Annotated in this window: 19 protein-coding genes and 1 pseudogene; all 20 read left to right on the top strand. The window is 46.0% G+C overall.

Translation table 11 applies throughout. The features are described 5' to 3' along the window. Positions 1 to 154: 154 nt before the first annotated feature. Complete coding sequence (locus KZ793_RS16395; protein WP_225816316.1) at positions 155 to 694, top strand: fimbrial protein; 540 nt, start codon at positions 155 to 157, stop codon at positions 692 to 694. An 83-nt stretch (positions 695 to 777) separates the two neighbouring features. Continuing rightward, on the top strand, positions 778 to 1,326 hold the full coding sequence (locus KZ793_RS16390) for a fimbrial protein (RefSeq protein WP_225816315.1): 549 nt from the start codon (positions 778 to 780) through the stop codon (positions 1,324 to 1,326). Positions 1,327 to 1,345: 19 nt separating this feature from the next. Continuing rightward, positions 1,346 to 3,901, top strand: coding sequence for an outer membrane usher protein (locus KZ793_RS16385; RefSeq protein ID WP_225816314.1), 2,556 nt, complete (start codon positions 1,346 to 1,348; stop codon positions 3,899 to 3,901). Between the two features lie 105 nt (positions 3,902 to 4,006). Continuing rightward, on the top strand, positions 4,007 to 4,756 hold the full coding sequence (locus KZ793_RS16380) for a fimbria/pilus periplasmic chaperone (RefSeq protein ID WP_317987475.1): 750 nt from the start codon (positions 4,007 to 4,009) through the stop codon (positions 4,754 to 4,756). Between the two features lie 24 nt (positions 4,757 to 4,780). After that, complete coding sequence (locus KZ793_RS16375) at positions 4,781 to 5,374, top strand: fimbrial protein (RefSeq protein WP_225816313.1); 594 nt, start codon at positions 4,781 to 4,783, stop codon at positions 5,372 to 5,374. Beyond that, positions 5,367 to 5,942: a fimbrial protein gene (locus KZ793_RS16370; RefSeq protein ID WP_225816312.1), complete on the top strand. Its 576-nt coding sequence runs from the start codon at positions 5,367 to 5,369 to the stop codon at positions 5,940 to 5,942. Before KZ793_RS16375 ends, KZ793_RS16370 begins: the two co-directional genes overlap by 8 nt. 14 nt (positions 5,943 to 5,956) lie before the next feature. Next, positions 5,957 to 6,448, top strand: coding sequence for a fimbrial protein (locus KZ793_RS16365; RefSeq protein WP_225816311.1), 492 nt, complete (start codon positions 5,957 to 5,959; stop codon positions 6,446 to 6,448). 11 nt (positions 6,449 to 6,459) lie between these two features. After that, positions 6,460 to 7,005: a fimbrial protein gene (locus tag KZ793_RS16360; RefSeq protein WP_225816310.1), complete on the top strand. Its 546-nt coding sequence runs from the start codon at positions 6,460 to 6,462 to the stop codon at positions 7,003 to 7,005. 40 nt (positions 7,006 to 7,045) lie between these two features. Then, complete coding sequence (locus KZ793_RS16355; protein ID WP_225816309.1) at positions 7,046 to 7,861, top strand: MrpH family fimbial adhesin; 816 nt, start codon at positions 7,046 to 7,048, stop codon at positions 7,859 to 7,861. A gap of 31 nt (positions 7,862 to 7,892) precedes the next feature. Further along, a complete protein-coding gene (locus tag KZ793_RS16350) occupies positions 7,893 to 8,198 on the top strand; it encodes a helix-turn-helix domain-containing protein (RefSeq protein ID WP_225816308.1) in 306 nt (101 codons plus the stop codon). A 687-nt stretch (positions 8,199 to 8,885) separates the two neighbouring features. After that, complete coding sequence (locus KZ793_RS16345; protein WP_225816307.1) at positions 8,886 to 10,196, top strand: condensation domain-containing protein; 1,311 nt, start codon at positions 8,886 to 8,888, stop codon at positions 10,194 to 10,196. A gap of 236 nt (positions 10,197 to 10,432) precedes the next feature. Continuing rightward, entirely contained in the window at positions 10,433 to 13,744 is a 3,312-nt protein-coding gene (locus KZ793_RS16340) for a non-ribosomal peptide synthetase (protein ID WP_225816306.1), read from the top strand. After that, the gene (locus tag KZ793_RS16335) at positions 13,737 to 17,828 is read left to right on the top strand and encodes an SDR family NAD(P)-dependent oxidoreductase (RefSeq protein ID WP_225816305.1); all 4,092 of its coding nucleotides are present in this window, start codon (positions 13,737 to 13,739) and stop codon (positions 17,826 to 17,828) included. Before KZ793_RS16340 ends, KZ793_RS16335 begins: the two co-directional genes overlap by 8 nt. Before the next feature lie 42 nt (positions 17,829 to 17,870). Beyond that, a complete protein-coding gene (locus tag KZ793_RS16330; RefSeq protein ID WP_225816304.1) occupies positions 17,871 to 19,571 on the top strand; it encodes a beta-ketoacyl synthase N-terminal-like domain-containing protein in 1,701 nt (566 codons plus the stop codon). Positions 19,572 to 19,621: 50 nt separating this feature from the next. Then, positions 19,622 to 21,364 (top strand): aminotransferase class III-fold pyridoxal phosphate-dependent enzyme, encoded by a 1,743-nt coding sequence (locus tag KZ793_RS16325; RefSeq protein WP_225816303.1) that lies wholly within the window; start codon positions 19,622 to 19,624, stop codon positions 21,362 to 21,364. Between the two features lie 129 nt (positions 21,365 to 21,493). After that, positions 21,494 to 21,997, top strand: a complete 504-nt coding sequence (locus KZ793_RS16320; protein WP_225816302.1) for a hypothetical protein — start codon at positions 21,494 to 21,496, stop codon at positions 21,995 to 21,997. An 89-nt stretch (positions 21,998 to 22,086) separates the two neighbouring features. Then, positions 22,087 to 22,956 carry a beta/alpha barrel domain-containing protein gene (locus KZ793_RS16315; protein WP_225816301.1) on the top strand — a complete coding sequence of 290 codons (870 nt, stop codon included), beginning with the start codon at positions 22,087 to 22,089 and terminating at the stop codon, positions 22,954 to 22,956. 17 nt (positions 22,957 to 22,973) lie between these two features. Beyond that, the gene (locus KZ793_RS16310; RefSeq protein WP_225816300.1) at positions 22,974 to 23,723 is read left to right on the top strand and encodes a creatininase family protein; all 750 of its coding nucleotides are present in this window, start codon (positions 22,974 to 22,976) and stop codon (positions 23,721 to 23,723) included. Positions 23,724 to 24,916: 1,193 nt separating this feature from the next. Continuing rightward, a complete protein-coding gene (tssB, locus tag KZ793_RS16305; RefSeq protein ID WP_225816299.1) occupies positions 24,917 to 25,414 on the top strand; it encodes a type VI secretion system contractile sheath small subunit in 498 nt (165 codons plus the stop codon). A gap of 40 nt (positions 25,415 to 25,454) precedes the next feature. Next, positions 25,455 to 25,716: pseudogene (locus KZ793_RS16300) on the top strand (type VI secretion system contractile sheath large subunit); the annotation flags it as partial.

Here is a 25,716-nt window from a genome sequence, read left to right as displayed (position 1 = left end):
ACAGTTTGGTGCATTTTGTTTGGTTTGAAAAATATTAATTCGAGATTTTTAAACTATTTTGCGCTGAATATTGGGTGCATGGAGCTAGAGTCCTGCACGGTTATTTTTTTATGGTTATGGGTATTTTATCCTTAAATTCAAGGAATTAGTTTACATGAAATTGAATAAATTGGTTATGGCCCTGGGGTTAGGTGTGGCTTTGGCTGCCGGTTCTGTCAATGCAGCGAATCCTAGCCAAGGTCACGGAACGGTGACTTTTACCGGGTCTATCACTGATGCACCTTGTTCCATCACCCCAGAAACGGTTGATCAGGTAGTACCAATGGGCTCTATTTCTAGCGCATCTTTGAAAAACGGTGGCCGTTCTTCTTCCACGCCATTCAAAATTTCTTTAGATAACTGTACGACTGAAACAATAAGCACAGTAACTACGACGTTTGTTGGTGCCAAATCCAGCATCACCGGCGGTGATGGTTTGCTAGGTATCGAAGGCGTTGCTAAAGGTGCGGGTATCGCGATCACTGATGCGGGCGGTAACAAAATCAAACTGGGTACTCCCTCACCCGCTGTAGCCCTGCATGATGGTGATAATGATCTGCATTTTGCTGCCTATCTCCAAGGTGATACTTCACCTGATGCCGTTGTTCCGGGTAATTTCACCGGCATTGCCAACTTCCAGCTGACTTACCAATAAGTCTTTTCATGCACGGAAACGCTTACAAGGAGGCGGGCGTTTCCTAATCAAAAGTTTTGCATAAGTTTAGCTGGAGAGAAGTCATGAGCCGATATGCCGCCGTTGTTGTAGTGCCCTGCCTGTTAATGTTTTCCTGTGTTATTGAAGCTGAAACGGCTGCTCCACAAGGAACGCAAGGATATGGTCGCGTTAGCATGCAAGGCACCATTATTGATACGGCCTGTGCGATTGACGCAGGTAACCGTGACCAGACGATTGAGTTAGCCACGATCCCGGTAAGCCGGATGATACATGATGGACAGGGACCAGTGCGCCCCTTTTCCATTCGCTTGATTAACTGTGTACTGACTTCTGCCACTTTGGGTAAACCCGATTGGCGCCACTTTCAGGTGATGTTTGATGGCGTACCGGATGGGAACAATTTCCGGTTATCTGGTGTGGCTCGGGGAGTCGCGTTACAAATTACAGACATATACGGCAATCAGGCACATCCGGGAACTCCACTGCCGGTGGAGGATTTACCGGCAGGGCAGATGACCCTTAATTACGCGATGCGATTGGTGGGTAATCACCAGCTATTGCAAGCGGGGCAGTATCGAACCACGGTTCGATTCAGGCTGGATTATTACTAATCATCGATCTGGGAATGTTATGGCTTTATTTTTGGGTTTGACCACTGAATGCGACAGAGTGGTCTCGGTTCGGTGTGTCCTGAAACCTCTTATTGTTTTGGTATTGCTTGCTTTAATAGGTACTCATGCTGTGTATGCGGAAGAGGAAATTGAATTTAATACGGACGTGTTGGATGTTCAGGATCGTTCTCGGATTAATTTAAAAGAATTTTCCCGTGCGGGTTATATCATGCCGGGGGATTATCAGATGGCGGTACGGCTGAATAAAAGCGAACTGCCGGAAATGCCGGTTACTTTTATGGCACCACCGGATGATCCTCAGGGGAGTGTGGCGTGTTTGCCACCTGATTTGGTGAAACAATTAGGGCTGCGGGCGGAATGGGAATCAAAGCTTACCTGGTGGAACAATAACCAGTGTCTGGAGCTTAAAACGTTGCCTGGCATGACGGTGCGCGGTGATTTGAGCAGTGACATGTTATACCTGAGTGTGCCTCAAGCCTATCTCGAATATAGCTCACCCGACTGGGACCCACCGTCACGTTGGGATGAGGGGATTTTCGGGATAATGTTTGATTATAACGTCAATGCTCAGGTCTCTAAGCCAGCGAAGGGAAGTGAAAATCAGAATGTCAGTGCTAATGGTACGACCGGGATGAATTTGGGGGCATGGCGTCTACGGGCAGACTGGCAATCACAGTATAACCACATCACAGGTCGGGCTGGGAGCACAGAGAAGAACTGGGATTGGAGCCGTTATTACTTGTACCGGGCAATACCGCATTGGCAGGCTAAGCTAACGTTGGGTGAGGATTACCTCAATTCGGATATCTTTGACAGCTTCCGTTTTACCGGGGTGAGTCTGGTGACGGATGACAATATGTTGCCGCCGAACCTGCGAGGTTATGCGCCGGAAGTGACGGGGGTAGCGAAAACCAATGCCAGAGTGACTATTCGTCAACAGGGGCGCGTGTTGTATGAAACCCAAGTTGCGCCAGGTCCATTCCGCATTCAGGACATCAATGACGCAGTGAGTGGCAAACTGGATGTGCGGGTAGAGGAGCAAGATGGGGGGTTACAGGAATTTCAGATCGATACTGCGAATATTCCCTATTTAACCCGTCCGGGCCGGGTTCAGTACAAACTGGCGGCGGGTAAGCCGACTAACTGGAAACATCACAGTGAGGGATCGGGCTTTGGTATTGGGGAGTTTTCCTGGGGAATAAACAATGGTTGGTCGCTGTACGGCGGCATGTTGGGGGCCGGGGATTATAATGCGCTGTCATTGGGGATTGGGCGTGATCTGATGGTCTTTGGTGCGTTCTCCTTTGATGTCACTGAATCCCGCGCCCATTTACCGGATGAGGACCAAACATTGACGGGCGGCTCTTATCGTCTCAGTTATTCCAAGCGTTTTGAGGAGTATGACAGTCAGGTGACTTTTGCCGGTTACCGTTTCTCGGAACGTGACTTTATGAGTATGAGCCAGTATCTGGATCGCCGTTATCACGATGGTGATGCAGAGAGTAATAAAGAACTTTACACCATTATGTTGAATAAGCAGTTTACGCATATTGGTACCAGTATCTACTTAAATTACAGCCACCAGACTTATTGGAACCGTTCGAATAACGATCGCTATAACTTATCAATATCACGTTATTTTGATATTGGCCGTTATAAGAACATCAACCTGAATCTGTCTGCTTACCGTAATAAATATGAAGGTAAGAATGACGACGGGATGTATATGACATTATCCCTGCCGTGGGGTAATTCAGGCACGGTTAGTTATAACGCAATGGTCAATCGGGAAGGTAACTCCCACACGGTGGGTTATTACGACCGGATTAATGAAAACAGTAACTATCGTTTAGCGGTTGGCACCAGTATTGACGGCAAGGCCGCGGCTAACGGTTATTTAACCCATTACGGTGACCGTGCTCAACTGACGACCAGTGCAAGTTATCAGGATGGACGTTATACCACGGCGGCGCTTTCCATCCAGGGGGGCATGACCATGACGCCGGAAGGTGTGGCATTGCATCGCATTAATATGCCGGGTACCACCCGTTTGATGGTAGATACCGATGGTGTCGGTGACGTACCCGTGAAAGGTTTTGGTGCGATTACTCATACCAATATGTTCGGTAAAGCGGTGATTTCTGATGTGAACAACTATTACCGCAACAGCGCGAGTATTGATTTGAACAAACTGCCGGACAATGTAGAGGCAATCCGGTCAGTGCAACAAGCGACATTGACGGAAGGGGCGATTGGTTACCGTAAATTTCAGGTGATATCCGGTGAAAAAGCGATGGGCATCATCCGCTTGCCGGACGGTAGCACGCCGCCGTTTGGGGCGACGGTGCTGAATAAGGATAAACGGGAGATTGGTATCGTCAGTGATGGCGGGAACACCTACCTGAGCGGGATCAATCCGGCAGAGAAACTGGATGTGCGTTGGGATGGGGAGTTGCAGTGTGTGATTGAACTGCCACATAAATTACCAAAAGTAGAAGAGATGGCTTCGTTATTACTGCTCTGCCAGTTAGCCGACGGCAATAAACAGCCATAACTTTCATTGACTGGCGGAGTAAAAACCTTGTTGCTGTCACCGAAGCTTATCGCGGTGACCCATAATAATGCTGAAATGACATATTTTCAGAATGAGTAATTGAGCATGAAATTGAAGAATACAATCAATGTAGTCACGATCGCTATCTTAAGTTTGTCGGTGATCGGTGAGTCAATGGCGGCCATTGCGCTGGATCGTACCCGCGTCGTGTTTAATGGTGAGGACAAATCCACCAGTATGGATATCAGCAACCAGAACAAAGAGTTACCGTATCTGGCTCAGGGATGGATAGAAGATGAACAGGGTAACAAAATCAATGGTCCGTTAGTCGTTACACCACCGGTACAGCGGGTGGAGCCGAGCGCTAAGAGCCAGGTGAAAATACAGTCGCTGCCAACAACCGCGCAGTTACCGCAAGATCGGGAGAGCTTGTTCTATTTTAATTTGCGTGAAATTCCGCCCCGCAGCAAGAAACCGAATACCTTGCAGATTGCGCTACAAACCCGGATCAAGCTGTTCTATCGTCCGAAAGCCATTTTTGCCGGCCGTACCGATTTGGATAATCCGTGGCAAGAGAAGATGACGTTGACGCGTCAGGGGGACCGATATCAGGTGAACAACCCGACACCCTATTACATCACCGTGGTGGATGCATCGAGCCAGCTTAAGGGAGAAACGGTAGCGGACTTTAAGCCATTTATGATAGCGCCCAAAAGTAGTGCGGTGCTGAGTGGTAGTGCAGGGGCATTAGGGAATGCGCCGGTGCTGACGTATGTCAATGATTATGGTGGTCGGCCGCAATTGACTTTTAGTTGTACGGGGAACCATTGTCAGGTGACCAAAAGTTCGTCGTGACGGGCGAAGCCGGGAGGAACAACGATGAGCATCAAGCGGATAGGTTGTGTACTGACACTGGCGATCTGGCTGATGCCAGTGATGGAGAGTCAGGCAATGGAGAAGCGGGCAGCAGATATTAAGGGCGTGTACGGTGAACTGTATTTGTTTGGTGGGTTGACTGAGGCGGCTTGTCGATTGGACATGAACTCTGCATGGCAGGAGGTGAATTTGGGGACCACACCAAACAGTGATTTGCGTCGGCCAGGTGATAAAGGGACACCGATACCGTTCACATTGAAGTTTCGTGACTGTCTGCGAACCAAAGGCACAGCAGGTGATAGGCGGACCGGTAATTTGACGTGGAGTCATTTACAGCCGGTGGTGACGGTCAGTTTTGTGGCACCGGCGGATCGCGATTATCCACATCTGGTGCGGGTGACCGGTGTCACCGGGTTGGGGTTACAGATAACAGATACCGCGAACAATGATATCCGGTTGGGCGAGTGGGGGCGCCCCCATTTTGTGGCATCGGGACAGGACAGCCTGGAATATTACGTGACGCCAATACGGACGCCGAGAACGCTGGGGATTGGGCAATATCGCGCGGTGGTGGATTTCAGGGTGAATTATGACTAACTCTCTGTATTCTCTGCGAATAAAAAAATGGTATCGCAGGCAAAAAAACGGGGGCGTATTACTGTTTGGCTGTTTACTGAGTGTTAGTGCTCAGGCCGATTTACCGGCAGGAAGGGTAAATATAGCGGCAAGAGCTGTCAGTAATTTTTCGGGTAAAACACCGGTCAATATTTACGGCGTGGTTATCGCACCTCCCCCTTGTGTGATTAACAATGGCAATACTATTGATGTGGATTTTGGTGAGGTGATGATTACCCGGATTGATGGGGTCAATTATATGAAACCCGTTAAATACACCGTGAAATGTGAAAAAATGCCAGCTAATGCGATGAAAATGATGATATCGGGTAACACTGCCAGTTTTGATCCAGCGGTGTTACAAACCAATCATATTGGGCTTGGCGTCGCCGTTATTCATAATGGCAAAAAATTGCCAATCAATGACTGGATGAAATTTAACTATCCTGATTTTCCTGAATTACATGCAGTGCCGGTAAAAGATATGGCGGTGGTATTGAAAGGCGGCGACTTTGGCGCGGGTGCGACCATGATGGTTGAATACCAGTGAACAGGAGACATGCAATGAACCACTTGATCTATCGTGTTTTCTGGGCGGTTTGCTTAGGTTTCATCAATGTGATGCCGGGACAGGCAGCCGATAATATGTGGCTTCACGGTACACTGCTTGAAGCGCCTCCTTGCGTTATTAATGACGGCAATATGATTGATGTCCATTTTGGTCATAATGTTGGCATACATCAGGTGGATGGAGTGAATTATACCCAGCCTGTGAATTATCAGTTGGTATGTGAGCCTAATATCTCCGGTTGGCGTTTAGGATTGACGGTGATTGGCCCACAAACTGCATTTGATGCTGCCGCGTTGCAAACCAATATTACCAATCTGGGCATTCGTCTGCTGTTGGATGGTAAAGCATTCACCCTTAATGAGCGTATTCCGGTGACATCACAGAAACAGCCGGTGATACAAGCGGTGCCGGTGAAAAACCCCGGAAGTACATTGCCGGAAGGGGCATTTGAAGTGACGGCGACATTGCTGGCGGAATACCAGTGAAAGGAAATCTAATGAAATATTTAAAATTATTCGTGTTGCGTGTTGGCTTTATGGTTATTACTGCCACGGTTTATGGTCATCAAGTGGTACAGGCTGCGGATAATATGCGTTTTCACGGTGCATTGGTTAAAGAACCTTGCACGATTAAACCGGGTGATGAAGATATCCAGCTCGATTTTGCCGCAATTTCTGAAAAATATTTGTATCTGCATGGCAGGACCAATAGCGAATCTTTTCTGCTCAGGTTATCGGGTTGCGACATGAGCGTGGGAAAATCGATCAAACTGACATTCAGTGGCATGGAAAATCCGCAGTTGCCGGGCTTATTAGCGTTAAGTGTGGGAAGCCAAGCCGCAGGGATTGCCATTGGTATAGAAACTGTTGAAGGCAAACGGTTGTCGTTGAATAAAGAAGGGGATGCCTATCCGTTAAAAGAGGGGGAAAACTTGATTGTATTGCAAGCGTATGTGCAGGCAGAACCCACTGCGCTAGCGAACCAGACGATTACGCGAGGTACATTTCATGCGATTGCGACATTTAATCTGAATTATGACTAATTTGCACAGTTTGGCTTTTTATTTTATTAGGTAACTTATAATGAAAAAGTTATTTCCTGTTTGCCTGGTACTTTTATCGCTGTTTTCATCAAGTGCGGTTGCATCAATATTTTCGTATATCACTAAATCCGAGGGTATTCCTACAAATGCCTATTATACTTTTGTGATTGAGCGTTGGGATCAGGAAAACGATTTTACGCCAAATCCCTGTTATGGTTATTCTGCGTGTTGGATATCGGTTAATCATCGTCATAGTATTAATGGTTATTCAGGGCAGCCCTATAGGCTATTTAATACTCGCGTAGAAAGATTCAAGACAATGAAACAAGTTCAGGCGGAGATATTGAAATATACCAGTTTTCCGATCACTGGAGTTGCAAAACATTTTGGCCCTGCGATTCGATCTCATCAGGAGTGTGTCGGGCTATTTTATGAAACTGATCAAAATGGCTTTCATGGAAGATTGTTGCCCGGATCTTTATGTGGCGTTGCACCACCGCCGATAGGTTTTTGTCAGGTCAGTGAAGGCTCCGTTGAACTTAATTACGGGAGTATTGATGAGGCAAAACTAGAAGGCGCAACCAGAGCGGAAAATATTAATGTGACCTGCAATGTAGACATAGAGATTATCGTGACTGCGACGGGGCCTGATAGGGGGTTAGTACCTTTAAGAAGTGATGGTAGTTTGAAAGCTAAGTTGCTATTAAATGAGAGAAATGGTGAAGATGGTGTTGCTGTGTTTGTACCGGCTGGCGGGAGTGTACCCGTTACAGTGAAATCAATTTTACAGAAAAATGGCAGAGTAGAGGCAGGACCTTTCTCAGGATCAGGGGCAATAATTTTGGCAATGCCATAATAAGGGTGTTTTTTTAAGTTATAAGGCTGGGATGAAAATGAAACAAGATCATCTATTAGTAGGGAAGCGTATTCAGAAAAGAAGGAAAGAGTTGGGTATGACCGCTGTCAAATTGGCGGAAAAAATAGGTATTAGTCAGCAACAACTCTCACGCTATGAGAGAGGGATAAACCGAATTAATTTATCCCATCTGGTGCGGATCGCTTCAATATTGGAGACACCGATAAACTGGTTTTTCCTTGATTGTTGTTATCCTGTGACCAATAACAGCATCAATAAATTAACAGACCAATATATCCCTATAGCGGAAGCGACATTGGGTAAATTTGGATGTTAACTGATCTCAGCTCAAATAGGGGGATCTATAAACCGGTTGATGACTGAGTTTCGTGACCGACGGAACGGTCACTTTTATGATTTCTTTTTCAGCCATGTTATTACTGCAAATCAAAGAGTCTATTCTTGTTCATATTCCCTTTTGAAAACGTTATGTTGTGGCCTAATGATTCAAGACACCTTGTAAGCCTGTTAATTTGATAACAGTCAAATTGTTGTCTGATGTACTGACAAGTCAGAAAATTGTATGTGAAATTCTAACGGTACAGTGAGCCTCAATGCCAGCCGCAATAAACTGCACAGCAACTATGATTCGGTGCAGGAGCAGACCGGGCTGTTTGCCGGTCAAGGCGGCTATCAGGTTATGGTTAAAGCAAAACGTTAACCAGATTACTTATTTAATAGTAATAATGTATTAATTATTTTGTTCCAGCTCAAATATCTGGATTGATTCGTGGAGGTTTCTTTTTTTATTGCTACTTTTAAAATCGTCACTGTGTTTTTAGTACCTTAGTAAATGACGCTAATTATCATTCCATGCGGGGTAGCCAGCCGGGCTATCAATTCCCGTTTTTTTACTCTGCATGTTCGCTTTCTCTGGTAGTCAAAAGTAAACGCTGGGTTATCCGACTCGTTTGTATGCAGAAGAGTGTGGAATCTGCACAACGTTTTAATCGTAGGGCTTGCAATGGAAAGGGTGAAGATTATGCGTGTTCAGTTAGGGCAATTATATGATTTGCGATATTCACTGAGAGTTGATCAGTTATGTGTCGGTGAAGTATTAATGCCCTTGGAGCGATTGGCACCGGCACATCTTAAGGTAGCGATTGAATATCTGTTGCATAAGTATTCTGTTCTGAGAGCCCGGTTTGTCGGTAGCGGGATGAATATGAAGATGGATTTCGTGCCGCCTGGCAGTGAATTATTGCATCAGGTTTTTGAAGTTAGAGAGCAAACCGATAGTCAATGTGATCGCCGATACTTAATATCAAACTACATTGCTGAGGTTAAGGCTGCCATGAATTTGGCAAATCCGCCGTTATTACGTTACTGCTTGTTTGATGGCAATTGTGCCAGTGATCAAAGATTGGTATTGATATTCAATCATCTGGTCTGTGACGGTATTTCCAGCAGGATCTTATGGCGAGATCTTTCAAAGGCATACAGAATGTCAGTGAGTGGTCAGCCTCTTGCGCTTGAGAATGCCACAAATTATGAGCAATTTTGTGCTGAATTGTATGAACAACATCGGCAAATCGTAAAAGCCGCTATCCCTGATGATGAACAACACGTTGAACAACCTACCCTGAATATTCTTGGCGAGCGGAGTGTTGAGTCACTACCCATTAGCAGATTGTCTGAGGCCGTTACAGAAGTCAGGCAGCTTGATGGTGAAGCCTTAAATAGGATACGCCTTTTAGCCAAGCAACATCGTGTCAGTATTGCAGATTTGCTGTTGGGTAGTTGGTTAAAGGCGCTAGCGGCTGTTTTTGGCAAGGGTAGCCTGAATATGCTCTTGTGGGTCAGTCCTCATTTTGTGGGGTATTGGGAAACCTCGGTGGCTAATCTTGTCGGGTCAGTATCATTTCCAATCACAGTTAAGTTTAATATTGACCCAGATCCATCGTTGGATAGCACCCTCCAGCACACGGTACAAGAGTTCAATAACGCGATGGAAAAAGCGGCGGATTATGCTGCGACTTACTTTGTGCCTAATTCCATCTTTGGATGGCCTGAGCTTCCTGCAATTTCTTTCAATTTCGTGGGTGATCAACGACGGTCTCCCAATGTTATTGGTTATGAACTGTCGCCTGAAAAAATCCGTATTGGGAAACCCGATGAAGATGCGCAAGAGATACCATTGAGCATGGATATAGAGATCTATGCCGATACGATGGAGGTCACCATTTCTTCCAGGCCAGATTGTCATCTACAGATTTTACCACCTCGTTTAATGGATCTTTGGTTGGAAATGATTGGAGAATCTGGAGTTGAATAGCCATTTTATTCTATTTATCAATGGTATATCCGCCATTCTTCGTCTTTTATGGTTGCATAAGTAGCGCACAACCTTTTCTCTGGATCATGATCGTTGCTGATTGGTTGAAGCGCTATTTCTGACCAGCCGTTGGCTGATGGAGTAACACCAAGCACAAACTTTGCTCTCTCCGTAACGAGGCTGGTTTAGCCAGAGGGTGGGGATACTGTTTAAGTATTTATGGAGCTTGACACGTTATGTATAAAGATTGCCCACAGATTGGTGATGAAGAATTGCTGTCCATGCAGCAAAGAGCTTTATGGTTCATTGACAATTATACCCCTGGCGATTCCAAATATAATATTTCCATGGCATTCCGTATTCACGGATCGTTTCAAATCGATGCTTTTCGCTATGCGGTCAACCGGCTCGTTTCCAAGAATGCTACCTTGCGAAGTACTTTCGTTAATGTGAATGGCGAGCCAAAGTTGGTCATTAATGAACACTTGCCGCCAGCATTGGCGGTTTTCGATGTAACGAACTTGAACCAGGAGGCGCTTGAAGATGCAGTTCAGAACTTTCATTCCATCCCTTTTCAATTAGAAAAAGCATCGTGTCTGCGTTTCGGTATCTACGTCGTCAGTGCGGAAGAATACGTTTTACATATGTGTGTTCACCATATTGTGTCGGATTTTACTTCACTGGGGCTGATGTTGGATCAGCTTGAACACTATTATTTGGCTGGACTTGGCGAAGATGACGGTTCCTGGTTACCGCCTGCTGAGGATTTTAAAGATTACGCTGTCAAAGAACGAGAGTATTACCAAAGTGAAGCGGCGGAGGAATCAAAAGCTTATTGGAGTGAATGTTTAAAGCAGCCGCCGGCCGTGTTGCAATGGGATAGTTTTTGGCGCAAAGGCTCTAATGACAAGTCATCCGTCCTGTTTAGTATTGGTGAAGAGACAACCAAAAAAATCAAGCGGCTTGCTTCAAAAATAGGTGGATCGGTCTTTACGGTCATGTTGGCTGCATGGAGTGCTTACATCGCCAGAGAGACAAAAACTGCTGATATCGTTATGGGGGTGCCGGTGTCGATGCGTCACTCGGTTCATCAGCACATTATTGGCTGTTTGTTTAATGTATTACCCATACGTTTATCCGTCGATCAGACATTTCACCACTTTCTATTGGCAGCGAAGGAGCGATTGTTATCGGCCCTTGATAATCGAAATTTTTGTCTCAGCCAAATGGTTGAACACCTGGCTGTGGAACGAAGTGATGGTCGTAACCCATTGTTTCAGGCTATGGTAAATATGCTAGGGCATGTAGATCAATCGCGTTGGTTGGCGCTGGAGATGGCTGACGATTCTGCTCAGGTATCATGGGCGGGACGGACTATTTCCCCATACAGGGTTTGTCAGCAGGAAGGCCAGATTGATATTGAACTGTTATTTGTGGATGCCGGTTCCCAATTAAGATGTGAGCTTAAAGGGGACAAACATTTTTTCTCACAGTCAGGTCTTCAGATATTTGCAGAGCGCTTTGAGCGGGTGGTTGAAGCGCTTGTCGCAGCGCCTGATGAAGAGATGAATACTTTGTTGGCACCAAAATCAGAGGATTACAATCTGCCATCTGGTCCGATTAATTCTGATGCTCTCCCGGAAGTGTCAAATCAAACCATTATTTCGCTTTTTGATCAATGGGTGACGCAGCAAGCGGCGTCAGTAGCGATTCGTTATGGTGTCGATACATTAACTTATTTGGATTTGCAGCGTTGGTCGCTGGAGGTCGCTGTTCAGCTTATACAAAATGGGGTTGTGCCTGGCGATCGCGTAGGGGTTGCATTGTCGCCTTCACCGGAAGCGGTGGTGGCCATGCTTGGTATTATGCGGGTGGGCGCGGGGTACGTACCGTTAGATCTCAGATTGCCACAGAAACGTCTGGCGCAAATTGTTGAGCAATCAGAGATGAAACTTATTGTTGTTAACGCTGATGTTGATCCAGATGATTGCTGTACTGCTAAGCTGATGACGATGACGGCTACTGAATCACCCCTTACGGTAAGGTGTGCTGAGCACGGTACATTTAATTATTGTACACCTGCTTCGATTGCATACAGTGTTTTCACTTCGGGTTCCACTGGGACTCCTAAAGGTATTGATGTTGAGCACGGCAATGTTGTTTCCTGTTTGAATGCAATGAGCGAATATTTGGCTCACGCGCCTGGCGAGGTGTGGACTTGGTTCCATGCAGCCAGCTTTGATTTATCTGTGTGGGAGCTTTGGGGCGCTCTTTGCTCTGGTGGTGCTTTAGTGGTTGTGCCTGATGATCTGCGGAGCCAACCAGACAAATTTCTGGATCTTGTCGAGGCAGAGCAGGTAACGATTGTCAGCCAGACGCCCTCCGGTTTGAAAAATCTATTATCTGAGTTTCGGGATCAGCCAAGGGCTTATGCGATAAAGCATTGGGTAATTTGTGGTGAAGCCTTGCTCAGTGCCACGGTTCGGCCTTATTTGAGTGCGCAGTGGACATTTTGGAATATGTATGGTCCCGCGGAGACAACCATTTTCGCCACTGTGGAGAAGGTAACGGAAGAACTGACTGACTACAATGTGATCCCCATTGGCAAACCGTTAAGCTTCGCAACGATCTATCTTTTAAATCCGTCAAGGCAAACACCCCTGATGGGTGAGGTTGGCGAAATTTACATTGGTGGTTGTGGCATTGCCCGTGGTTATGTCGGTCTTGAACCGTTGACTGCTCAGTGTTTCATTGCCGATCCCTATATTCATCATAGACGTATGTATAAAACCGGTGATTTAGCCTATTGGAATGGGGAACGAATTCATTTTTGTGGCCGCGTAGATGACCAAGTAAAAGTTTCTGGTTATCGAATTGAGATTGCGGAGATTGAGGATTGCTTCAATCGTCATCATGCTATTGCGGACGCCGCTGTTACCGTTGAATCTCACGAAGGGCTCGATCGTTTAGTCGCAATATTCGTCCCTGTCAGTAAGGATAACCTTCCCGAAGAGTCCGCTATTCGTGATCATCTCAAAGCTTATCTCCCCATCTACATGTTGCCCGGCAGGATTATGCTGGCTGATGAATTGCCGCGTAATGCTCACAACAAAATTGACAGAAGAGCATTAAATGGCTTGATTAAAGCGGGACAATTGACAGATATCAGTTCGTTGAGACCCGCGCCAGTGTTACCTGTTGATTCGGTTTTTGCCGAAATTTCGAGAATTTGGTGTGAAGTGTTGGGGAGATCAACCGTCGGGCTGGATGACGCATTTTTTAATATTGGCGGTAATTCATTGGCACTGATGCAAATCCATGCACAGCTCGTGCAGTTACCGGGATGTGGTGCCTTGGCTCCTTCAGATTTATTCCGTTTTCCAACTATTCGAAAGTTGGCTAATTATCTTTTAAGCCCTCTGCAACCGACGGTGTTGATAGAAGTTGCGGATAAACCAACCCAAACGCGACGTCAGAAAACGTTGAATGCAAGAAAAGCATTGAAGGAGAGACAAATTCATTCACTGAAAGGGGAACAAGATGTCTGATAATGCGATTGCCATCATTGGCGTAACTTGTCGGTTACCTGTGGCGAATAACTTGGATGCGCTATGGAATAATCTTGTTGCTGGCCGAATACTTGCCAGAAGATATAGCCAGGAAGAGCTGATCCGCTTTGGTGTAGCTCAGCATATATTCACTGCAAAAAATTATGTTCCTGTCGATTCGCGTTTGCCAGATATTGATCTATTCGACCCGGATTTCTTTTCAATCAGCCAGCGAGAAGCTGAATTGCTCGATCCTCAACATCGAATGCTGCTTGAGTGCGCATGGGAACTGTCCGAAGTGACTGGTTATGGTAATTCTTTCCGACGCCCGCGTATTGGGGTTTTTACCGGGAGTTCGATGAATACCTATTTGCCTAATGTCATTAAATCTGAGTGTGATCTGGTTTCATTAATGGGAACAGAGCTCATGCTGACTAATGATAAGGATTATCTACCAGCCCGAATTTCATACAAACTTGGTTTTGACGGGCCAAGTGTAGCGGTTTTGACCGGCTGTTCGACATCGCTGACGGCGGTGCATATGGCGATACAAAGCCTCTTGCTTGGCGAGTGCGAGATTGCTTTCGCCGGTGGTGTTGCTGGGCATGTCCATTCTCGACCGGGTTATTTTCACCAGCAGGATATGATCTTCTCTGAGGATGGCTATTGTAGACCGTTCGATGAGAAGGCATCGGGGACGTTCTTTGGTGATGGGGCGGGATTGGTGGCGCTACGGCCATTAGATGAAGCCATTAGCAATGGGGATACCATCCATGCGGTGATCCTCGGTTCAGCGGCGAATAATGATGGTTCATCACGGGCTGGCTTTGCTGCACCGGGGGTGGATGGGCAACGAAAACTCATTTTGGATGCTCAGGCGCTCGCGGGTGTTGGGCCGGATGAATTAGGCATGATCGAGGCACATGGTACCGCAACGCCACTTGGGGATTCGGTGGAATATGCCGCGCTTTGTCAAGCTTTCCGCCAGAATACGGATCGTGAGGGATTTTGTGCGTTGGGATCGATCAAGGCTAACGTGGGTCATTTAGCGGCGGCGGCGGGGTTTGCTGGATTAGCCAAGACGATAATGGCATTAAAGACTGGCACGATTGCCCCACATCCGACTTTCAGCAAGGCCAGCTCTGCGATGAATCTTGAGCAGAGTCCTTTCATTATCAACACCACTCCCATTAACTGGCCGGTGAAAGGACCACGACGGGCAGGAGTGAGCTCTTTTGGTGCCGGTGGCAGCAATGTTCACATGATTTTGGAGCAAGCGCCGGTACGAAGGTCGAGTAAAAATAGAGTTGGCTGGCGAGCCATTCCGTTAGGGGGACGTAGTGCTAATGCCCTGAACACATTGAGTACCAATTTGGCAAAAATGCTGGAAATTAAACCCGATACGCATATTGATGAAGTGGCTTTCACTTATGCGGAAGGCCGTGCAGCCCAGCCATACAGAGCCTGTTTATATGCTAAAGATGTGAAAATGTTGATTGATGGTATCAGAAATGCAGATTTCACCGTCACAGCACAAATCTCTGAGCCACAACGTCTGGTGATTGCACTTGGTCCAGCTATTCGATCCGCTTTATCAGTGCAGATATCGGGTTATTGGCAAGAAGTGGATAGGTTGCTTGCGGCATTGCCGACAGATGTTTCCCATAACATCGGTAAAATCGATATCACTGAAATGACAATAAATGATGGCGATAAGGGAAAAATTGCCAATCTTGTGGCGATAATTGCGGCGATCAATGGTTGGCGGAAGATGATTTCGACGCCAATATTCATCATATCCGATAGTCGTTACGATCTTGCTGTTGCCTGCTCGCTGGGTATGCTGACATTGCCTGAAATCGTTGATAAGTTGCTAGGAAAGGTGACACCACATTTCGCTGAGCGCGGTGTGGCTTTGCCCGGAAGTTTTTGGTCTAAACATCACGGCATGATTGATGGCAATAATGTAAAAGCTATCTTGATTGATGGTGCGCAGCCGAGCTTACAGCAGCAGAATGAAATCATATCAGCAAATGATGTGATATTAGATTTTGACCATTCGCCGGATAGTTTCTCTGAAATCGTTGTAAATCCTGAAAATATTATTCGTTTGGATGCTGCCCATGAAGAGCGTGACTCGGCTTTAGTCAAACTGGTCGGCAAGCTATGGCAACGTGGTTTGGTGATAGATTGGTCGATATTGCGAGATGGGGAAGTTGTTCAACGTATTCCACTACCGGTTCAACCTTTGCAACGTCGGCGCTGCTGGTACACAGATTCAACATTGACAGAGTACAAACCAGAACCTGACACTGGTCAACCTGTAGCAAGCTCTGAGACTTCCGACGAGTCAGTCGGCGTTTATGTTGAACGTTGGAAACGAACGCAGCGCTTGTCGCCGATATCATCATCGGTGGCTAAGCGTAACTGGCTGATTTTATACGATAATAGAGGTAAAGAAATGTGTCCGATCGCGGATGTGCTGCGTGATCTGGGGCAAAACGTGTTTGAAGTGCATGAAAATCGTGTCCTTTCTTTCCATAAAACAGCTTTCGATGAAACAGAATTTATCGTCAACGTTGACGATCCCGTCAGTGTTCAGCAGTTGATGCTAAGGTTGAAGGAACAACAAACGCATACACCCGATCATATCCTCTTCATTTTGGGTGATATCCCGTCAGTGGATGACATGCCAGTGGGGGAAGATAAGTTCCCATTTACGCTGTTTAATAGGGTAAAAGCGTTTTCCCAAGTGGGAAATAAAGCCATTTCGTTAACATTGATCGGACCCGGTTTTATCGACGTGATGGGCAGTGAACCACGGAGTATTGAACGGGCTACGGCGCTGGCATCTATTTCAGCGATCAGCCAGGAATTGCCGGGCATGATAGTAAAAGTGATCGACATACCCGCCAAAGAACTTAGCTCTCTTAATGATACCCGGTATATCGTGGCTGAACTTTTTACTGCTCACGATCAGAATGTGGTTGCTATGCGTCAAGGCTGGCGTTGGGAACGCTATTTTGACGCTGTGAGCCCAGCAGTTCGCGAAAATCTTTCATCTGACATGATTTGTTTAGTGACCGGAGGATTAGGAACGGTTGGTTTTGGCATTGCACAATATCTGGTCACCAAGTTTAACGCGAAACTTATCCTGCTCGGTCAGACACCCAGAGATTTCATCCAGCCTGATACGTTGCAGAGCCAACGGATAGCGCAATTGCGCAATATGGGGGCGGACTTTGCAGTGATTACCGCCGATGTGACAGATAAAGCCTGTGTATTGGCAGAACTTTCTTATGTGGAATCCCGACTGGGGGCAGCTAATTGTTTTGTCCATGCTGCCGGGCTTTCTGGTCAGGCAACAATCCAGTGGCTGCAAAATTCGGCCCATCATGATTGGGAAAAGTTGATGCAGCCGAAGTTAACAGGGGCTGCTGTTTTGCATGAAATATTTGCAGATCGTCCTCTGAGGTTTGGTTGTTTTACCTCATCTCTGTCGGTTTTCGCGGGTGGTTTAGGGCTTGCACCTTACGCTGCGGCAAACGAAGCTTGTGCCGCATTTGCTTCAACCCACCATTTGGATAAACCCTATTTCTCCATTGATTGGGATGGATGGGAGGGTTGGGATAAGTCAAATAGTTTCAAATACAGTGTCAATCGTGCTCGCCCTTTACGTCATGCTGATGTCGTTAATGCATTGGATATTATTTTCTCGGCATGCCATGTAGAGCCGCGTTTTGCTGTCTCCACCGTACCTTTGAATGAGCGGTTGCATAATATTGTGGAGAATTCACTGCAAGCGGATACAGCGCAGACTGCAATGATATCTCCCTCGGCATCCGGTAAATCCATTATCGATGATATGACAGCTATTTGGCGTGGTGTACTGCGCTGCGCAGTTGATCATGAATCGAACTTTTTCGATTTAGGGGGAGATTCACTGGTCGGGGCTGAGTTGGTGCGACAAGTTAATGCTCATTTTAATGTTGCGGTATCGATGGTTGATCTTTTCGAATCGAGCACCGTGGCATCTCTTACGATGCAAGTAGAGAAAAAGCGCAATCAAGGCGGTGTGCTATAGCGCGGATCGGCAAGACCAACGTGTTCGGGAAAAGGAATTAGCATGAAATCAACAACACAAATGCATTATTCAACAGATATTGCGATTACCAGCATAGCTGGGCGTTTTCCTAATGCGGATTCGAGTCAAGATCTTTGGGATGCGATTTTAGGGAAACGGGAACTGATTTCGAGTTATACCAATGAAGAACTTCATAATCGGGGCGTTGATGCGGATGAGGGCGGATTGCATTACGTTCCGCGTGGTGCGTATCTGCAAGATCCAGAGGCATTTGATTACAGCTATTTTCAAATGATGCCGAGAGAAGTTTCAAAAATGGACCCTCAGCAACGGATTTGTCTGGAGGTTTGCCATGAGGCACTTGAACTTAGCGGTTATTCCAGCGGGGCAGACGCAGGGCTCTGTTCAGTGTTTGTCGGTTCTCGCCGGAGTACCTGGCAAGCTGATGTACCGACGCTGAACCCCTCTTCTGCTGACGCCATGCTGCTATTTGGTGGAAGTTCTGTAGACGCTTTGGCAACGCGTGTGGCGTATAAGCTCAACTGTTTAGGGCCTGCTGTCAGCGTAGGCACTTTTTGCTCAGGTTCACTGGTGGCTGTGCATATGGCTTGCAACAGTTTATTGCTAGGTGAAAGTGATATGGCGCTGGCAGGCGGTGTTTGTGTCAGGTATCCCGCTCATGTTGGCTATGTTTACCATGCGGGGGGAATATTGTCTCCGACAGGACGAGTTTGCGCGTTCGATGAGAAAGCTGACGGTACAATTTTCTCTGATGCCACCGCGTTCGTGGTATTACGCCGTCTGGAGGATGCTCTGCTTAATGGTGAGCCGATTTTAGCGGTTATCAAAGGGTCGGCAATCAACAACGATGGGTCTGTCAAGGCGGGTTATAGCGCTCCGGGGGTTTCAGGTCAGGAGCAGGTGATCCGTCGTGCGCTGGCTGCGGCTGATGTCCGAGCTGATCAGATTGGTTTGATTGAAGCGCATGGTACTGGCACACCTGTTGGTGATGGGATTGAATTACGGGCGCTAGGACGGGTATTTGCCGGTGTATCGGCCAGATCGTGTGCTTTAGGTTCGATTAAATCCAATCTTGGTCATGCTGATTGTGCATCGGGTATCGCTGGGCTGATAAAAGCCATCTATGCTGTCAATTCAGGCATTATTCCTCCATCAATGCATTGTGGATCTCCCTGTGCTGAACTGAGGGACCCTGAATCCCCGTTTTATGTGCCTACTGAATCTAGAGATTGGGATAACGATAAGGTGGCTAGAATTGCCGGTGTTAGCTCGTTCGGGATCGGTGGCACCAATGTTCATGTTGTCGTTGCCGAACCACCGGAGAGAAAGCCTGACACACCTTCCCTGGCGGCAGCACATCTGATCCTGCTGAGTGCACGTACTGAGACCGCATTAGCGCAAAAAATTTTGGATTTAGTGAAATATCTTGAACAGTATCCAGAAACGAATATCGCTGATGTGGCATTTACCTTACAGCGTGGCCGACGACATCTATCCATGCGCAAGGTGATTGTCGCACGTGATATCCGTGAACTGATATCGGGCCTGCTAAATACAGCCCTAGTGGTGACCCCTCAATTGAGTGAACTGCAAGAGATGTATATTTCGCCTGCCTCTGTCTGGCAGGCCGGGGGAAGTATCAATTGGGATATTTTTTACCAGAGCGAATATCGTAAACGGCTCCCGCTGCCAACTTATCCATTTGAAAGAACGGCAATCTGAGCTGTCAAGCCGGTAGAGATCGTCTTCATTTTGAGGAAAGTGAGGTTGATATGAGTAATATTGAAATTATTCAGAGAGAAATAATCGCTATTTTCGCAGAAACATTTGGTTTACCGAAAGAAGAGATAAAACTGGAAATACCGTTGGTTGAATTGGGGGCGGAATCACTCCTGTTATTCGAAGCATTGGAGCCCATCCATAAACGATTTGGTGTAAAACTTTCAGTGCGGCAATTTTTCGCGGAATTACAAACGGTTCGTCAACTCAGTGAATATATTTTGATGGCGGATAAAAGTCATACTGTGGAAGATAACCATTCGGTCACTCAACCGGTTTTGGCTGATCAAGAAAAAAGGTTTGAACAATCCGATACGCCAAATATTCCACCGGTTAAGAAAGAACTCTTTTTCCAATGGATGTCAAGAAGTGCACCATCGATTGAATCTGAGGAGAGAAAAAAGTATCTGGCTTCATTTATATCTAAATATAACGAGCGAACGATTAAATCAAAAATTCATTCAGTAGCGGTACGTAAAAATATTGCAGATAGCCGTTCTGGAATTGGATTTAAACCCTCCATAAAAGAGCTACTTTACCCGATTGTCTGCACCAAGTTTGCAGGGCCTATCGTCCAGGATATTGATGGTAATGATTACATTGATATGACGATGGGATTCGGTGCGCATTTGTTTGGTCATAGTCCACCCTTTGTAGTTAAAGCGCTTACTCAGCAAATAGACAACAGTTTTGGTTTGGGAACTCGGCATGAGATAGGCTTAGAAGTGGCTGAACTGATCAAAGAGATTACCGGCATGGATCGCGTTGCTTTTGTCAATAGTGGAACGGAAGCGGTGATGAATGCGGTTCGGGCAGCACGGGCGCTCACTCGCCGTAATCATATTGTGCTCTTTTCTAGCAGTTACCACGGGCATTGGGATGCCGTACTGGCTAGAGCGGGTGAATATGATGAAGCTAATGCGACAAAACCCGTTTCGGTGGGCATACCTGAAAATATGGTTGCCGATGTTTCGGTGTTTGGATTTGGCTCCAATGAGGCCATTGAGTTTCTCAAAGCTAATAGAGCCAATATCGCTGCGGTGCTGGTAGAACCTGTACCAACGCGTGACCCAGGATTGAGCAATCCAGATTATTTGCGACATTTGCGTCAAGTGACCAGGGAGTTAGATATTCTGCTGATATTTGACGAAATCGTGACAGGTTTCAGATCTCATCCCGCGGGTGTCCAAGGGTTATTCGGCATTGAGGCGGATATTGTGACCTATGGCAAAACGATAGGTGGTGGAATGCCTCTGGGCGTCATTACGGGTAGGAAGAATATGCTTGATTCGATTGACGGTGGGAACTGGCATTTCAACGATGATAGCTTCCCCGCAGCGGAGCCGACATTCTTTGGTGGGACCTATTTTCAACATCCGCTTTGCATGACCGCTGCGAAAGCCACTTTGCAGGAGATAAAGAGGAGAGGGGAAACTTTTACCAAGGCACTGACTCAGCGTACTGAATCGTTTGTTTCACGTTTGAACCAACTGTTCTTAAGCCGTCGGGTTCCCATCGAGGCAAGATCGTTTTCCTCATTTTTTAGATTAATGCATCGCGACAACATGGATTTGCTTTACTACAACCTGTTGATGAGAGGGGTTTATATCTGGGAATGGCGTTGCTGGTTTATATCCGATGCACATGATGACACTCATCTGGAAAAAGTTTATTTGGCATTTGTAGATAGCTTGGATGAACTTGAGGAAAACAACCTGCTTCCTCGATATAGCTAGATCAAACTGGCTTGTTGTGAGCAATAACTGATTGAATTATTAAGCATCCTATCTTCTGGCTGTGCTGGGTTCGATGCTCTGAAACGACGGCTCATAGTCTGTTGAGTAATGAAAATTAAGGGGAACGTTATGCCGTTGGCGAATAAAAGTGTTTTCATTGGCGGGCCGATTCAATTTGCAATTTGTGATAACGGTTTTCATGAGGAGTTGAGAACGACTATCCAACTGGCGATTAAGACGGTGAAAGCACTGAATGGTAATGTATTTTCGGCGCATTTGACTGAGAAATTTGGCATTGATACACCCAGTTATACGCCAGACATGGTATCGAAACGGGATTTCCAATGGATGCAGCAGTGTGATTTTTTCATGCCCATTCTTCCGGTTCATCAAGGTGATGAATTACTGCGTACTGACGGTACACATATTGAACTTGGTTGGGCCTCTGCTCTGAAACGGCCCGTCTTGTTGATCACTCAACTACCGATTGTGAATGGTGGTAGTCATTTGTTAAAGGGATTGGAGCATATTTGCAATTTATCGAAATTGGATATTCACGATTTTCGTCAAAATCCGCGACAGATTGGCGAGATTTTCAGGAATTTTGCAGTTGAGCAGTTGAATAGCTACTGATCATCTTTTTGAGGATATACCGCCTTTCTATTGAATTGAAAGGCGGGTTAATAGCGAGTTTGCTTGAATGGGTAATTTGTGGAGTGACGATGGAAAATCGAGTTATTGAACCAACCTATGATGTTTTAGGTATGAAGATAAAAAACCCAATTATTGTTGGGTCGGGTTTGCTTTCTGATCAAGCTAAAAATATTCGCCAGTTTATTGCTCACGGCGCAGGGGCGGTCGTGACCAAAACGATTTACCCGCGCTCAGAAAAATTGCATACAGAAAAGACCTATTTGTTCAGTACAGGGATGTTGAACAATACGACGTATTCGAAAAAAACCGTTGATTATTGGTTAACGCTTCTCAGTGAATTTAAGGATGAGCAACTTCCGGTGATAGTTTCTATCCATGCTGAATCGCCTGTGGCGTTAGGTTCGTTGGCTGCTCGGATCTCAGAAGTAACCGATGCTCCTTTGGAATTGGGCATTTCATGCTTGCATGCGGATGACTTCACGGGAGATACACCAGAACGTGTATTCAACTACACCAAAGCGGTGAAAGAGCGAACGGACACCCCTTTTGCGGTCAAACTCTCGCTTGGCGATAATTTGTATGGGCGTGTTCAAGCCGCCGTAGAAGGTGGTGCTGATGCGATAACTTTGAGTGATACCATTTCAGGAATTGCGTTCGACACAGCGAATGGTGAAGCGCTGCTTAATGGGGTTTGCGGATACTCTGGGCCAGGGATCAAACCACTGGTGCTTGCCGCGATCTATAACCTGCGTAAGCGAGGGTTAACGATTCCAATACTGGGTTCGGGAGGCGTACAGGATGGTAATGATGTTCATGAATACATGCTGGCCGGTGCAAATACAGTGCAAGTTTATACCGCGCTTCATCGGCATATGTATAAAACATTGCGGCGCATTGTTCATGAATATACTCAAGTCACGACGTCGGAAAAGGTGTGAGAAAAAGGGATAACATCATGAATAATAATCAAATTAGAGAATTTGCGGAGCTGACCAGTGAGCAGGTCTTAGCTGCGGTTGAAGGTAAAACGTTGATATGGCCGATTGGCGGGATTGAGCAGCATGGGCCTCATCTGCCGTTGAATGTGGATTCAGTTATCCCGGAAGCCTTTGCCCGCGTGTTGGCGGAGGATATTAATGGATTCACCTTGCCGGTACAGCCTGTGTCTGCCAGATCATTGCCACAAAGTGGGGGTGGACTTGAATTTCCTGGCACGATTTACCTGGATGGATCAACATTTACCGCTTATATCAACCGAACAATTAAGAGTTTATGCTCATTACCCTTTAAGCAACTGGTGATCATTAATGGTCATTTTGAGAATGAGGGTTTTATTTTCGAAGCGGTAGACGCATTACGGGCGGAGGGGCATTTTAATGATCGTTCCGTTATCGTATTTAGCTGGTGGAGTTTGGTATCTGATGACTGGACGCGTGAACATTTAGTTGATTTTCCCGGTTGGCACGCTGAGCATGCAGGGTTGACAGAAACGAGTTTAATGTTGCATTTGCGTCCAGATTTAGTGAGAGCGGAGCGACCAGACCACGATAAACCTCCACGTGCCGGGATCTATCAAGTACCGATTAAAAAAGAATTTTCAACGAGAGGCGTTCTTTCTAAAACATCAGGTTCGAGTGCGGAGATAGGTGAACTCATTTTCGAGCATGTCAGGCAGCAAATACTGGAACTGGTGACTGTGGATTAATCAGTCGTAATATCGCTGTACCTTTTCGGTTTTGCCCTGGCTACTGGGAAAAAGTTTATTGCTTTCATATTATCAAGTGCGCCTTAAAACCTCGTCTTTCTGGGTGAGGCTATAAGGCGCAGTTTTCTGTCTAAAACTGTATGCCCATGTTGCTAATATTTGCTGTGATGACCTGTATAAAGTCATCATAATAATTTTCATTTGCAATTAATCTGAGCCGAAAAACGGGATAAATGCGAGCCCATCGGATTTCAAACGCGAGTCATTACACTTAGTGCGCCCACTCTGTATCGGGCACACTAAGGAAAGTTGAGCTTAATACAGCAAAATGATTTCCGGATAGGAAAACCAGAGAGCGTTATTATGATTGTGTACCCGAAAATAAATCATCGTCTCCATCATCAAAAAAATATCCCTGTTTTATCTCACAGGATAGGACTTCTACATTTCCATACTTATCTATTCTATAAAAGCTATAATTAATAATTGAGTTATCCCATAATATAATCGATATGACGTGGCTTAATTAAATGTATTCTCATTCGCATAATAGGACTGATAACTATTCTCTTTTTTACCCATCCCATCAGGCACGATGTATTTATTATTTATACCCTTCATCTTTCAAGCTGCTGCTTTGTTGGCTGCTTTCACTCACCCCAGTCACATAGTTTATCTATGCTCCTGGGGATTCGTTCATTTGCCGCCGCGCTGCAACTCGAAATCTATTAGGTATAGTTAATTGAAAAATAGTATAAATTTAAAAAAATATAACCAATCTCTGTCGCGCTGAATGACTTTAATGATAACAAAACAGATAAGTCGCTATCACTTTATGAAGATAAATACTATCTTTTTTTGCAGAAAATATCATCTCGTTTAGGTTTTATTAATATATTGTCTGTTATTTATCCCCTTTGGCGAGTTTTCTCTCTGATAAATGCTAAACAAAAAGTGCTTTTTTTTAAAAAATGTCTTGCTTTTTTAAAAGACAGTTTAGAAAATCACCCGGGTTAGGAAATGGCCTGTCCGATAAATATCTTTATTTATGGGGGTGGTCTTGTCGGTGTTCTCTTATTTTCTGCTCGGTCAACTGCCTGTCCTGAAATACCTGAAACCGGTTTTATCTTCCTGAAATTCATTATGGCCTGACTCAGGTTATAGAGTTATTTTTTATTATTGAGGAGCCGCTTGTGACACAGAGTTTTCAAAACGAAATCCCCAAAGCGCGGATTAATATTAAATTGGATTTACATACTGGCGGGGCGCAGAAAAAAGTCGAGTTACCGCTGAAATTATTGGTGATGGGCGATTACAGTAACGGGCAAGAACAGCGTCCCCTCTCGGAAAGAGAAAAGGTGGATATAAACAAAAACAATTTTGACCGGGTACTGGCTGAATTTAGCCCGGCGGTTAATCTGACGGTCGAAAATACCCTGGCCGGCGACGGGAGTGAGACGAATATTGCGCTGGCTTTCCGACAAATAAAAGATTTCGAGCCGGAGCACGTCGCCCGCCAAATTCCCCCACTGCGGGCATTGCTGGCGATGCGTAATTTGTTACGCGACCTGAAATCTAATCTGCTTGACAATGCCACTTTTCGCCGGGAGTTGGAACATATTCTCCAGGATGATCGGCTGAGCGACGAATTACGGGCAGAACTGGCGGCGCTGGCCCCGCAGGCAGACTGATTATCAGCCTGTTTTCATCCATTTGAGTCAGGAGACGTTCATGACGATACAAGCACAAACCCCGGCGGCGGTGACTACCACAACCCACAGGGAAGGCGGGATTTATTCCGCGTTGTTTGAAAAAATTAATTTACAGCCGGTCGAACAACTGGGCGACATCGACCGCTTTCAAAACAACGAGGCCCTGGCCGATGTGACGACGGATGAGCGCGTGACCGCGGCGGTCAGTGTTTTTCTGACCCTGCTGAAAGCATCGGCTCAAAAAGTTAAGCGGCTGGACAAAACCTTGTTGGATCATCATA

Origin of the sequence: Photorhabdus antumapuensis (genome assembly GCF_020387775.1) — a bacterium.
In the GTDB taxonomy this organism is placed as follows: Bacteria; Pseudomonadota; Gammaproteobacteria; order Enterobacterales; family Enterobacteriaceae; genus Photorhabdus; species Photorhabdus antumapuensis.
This window is presented reverse-complemented; position numbering and strand designations above follow the sequence as displayed.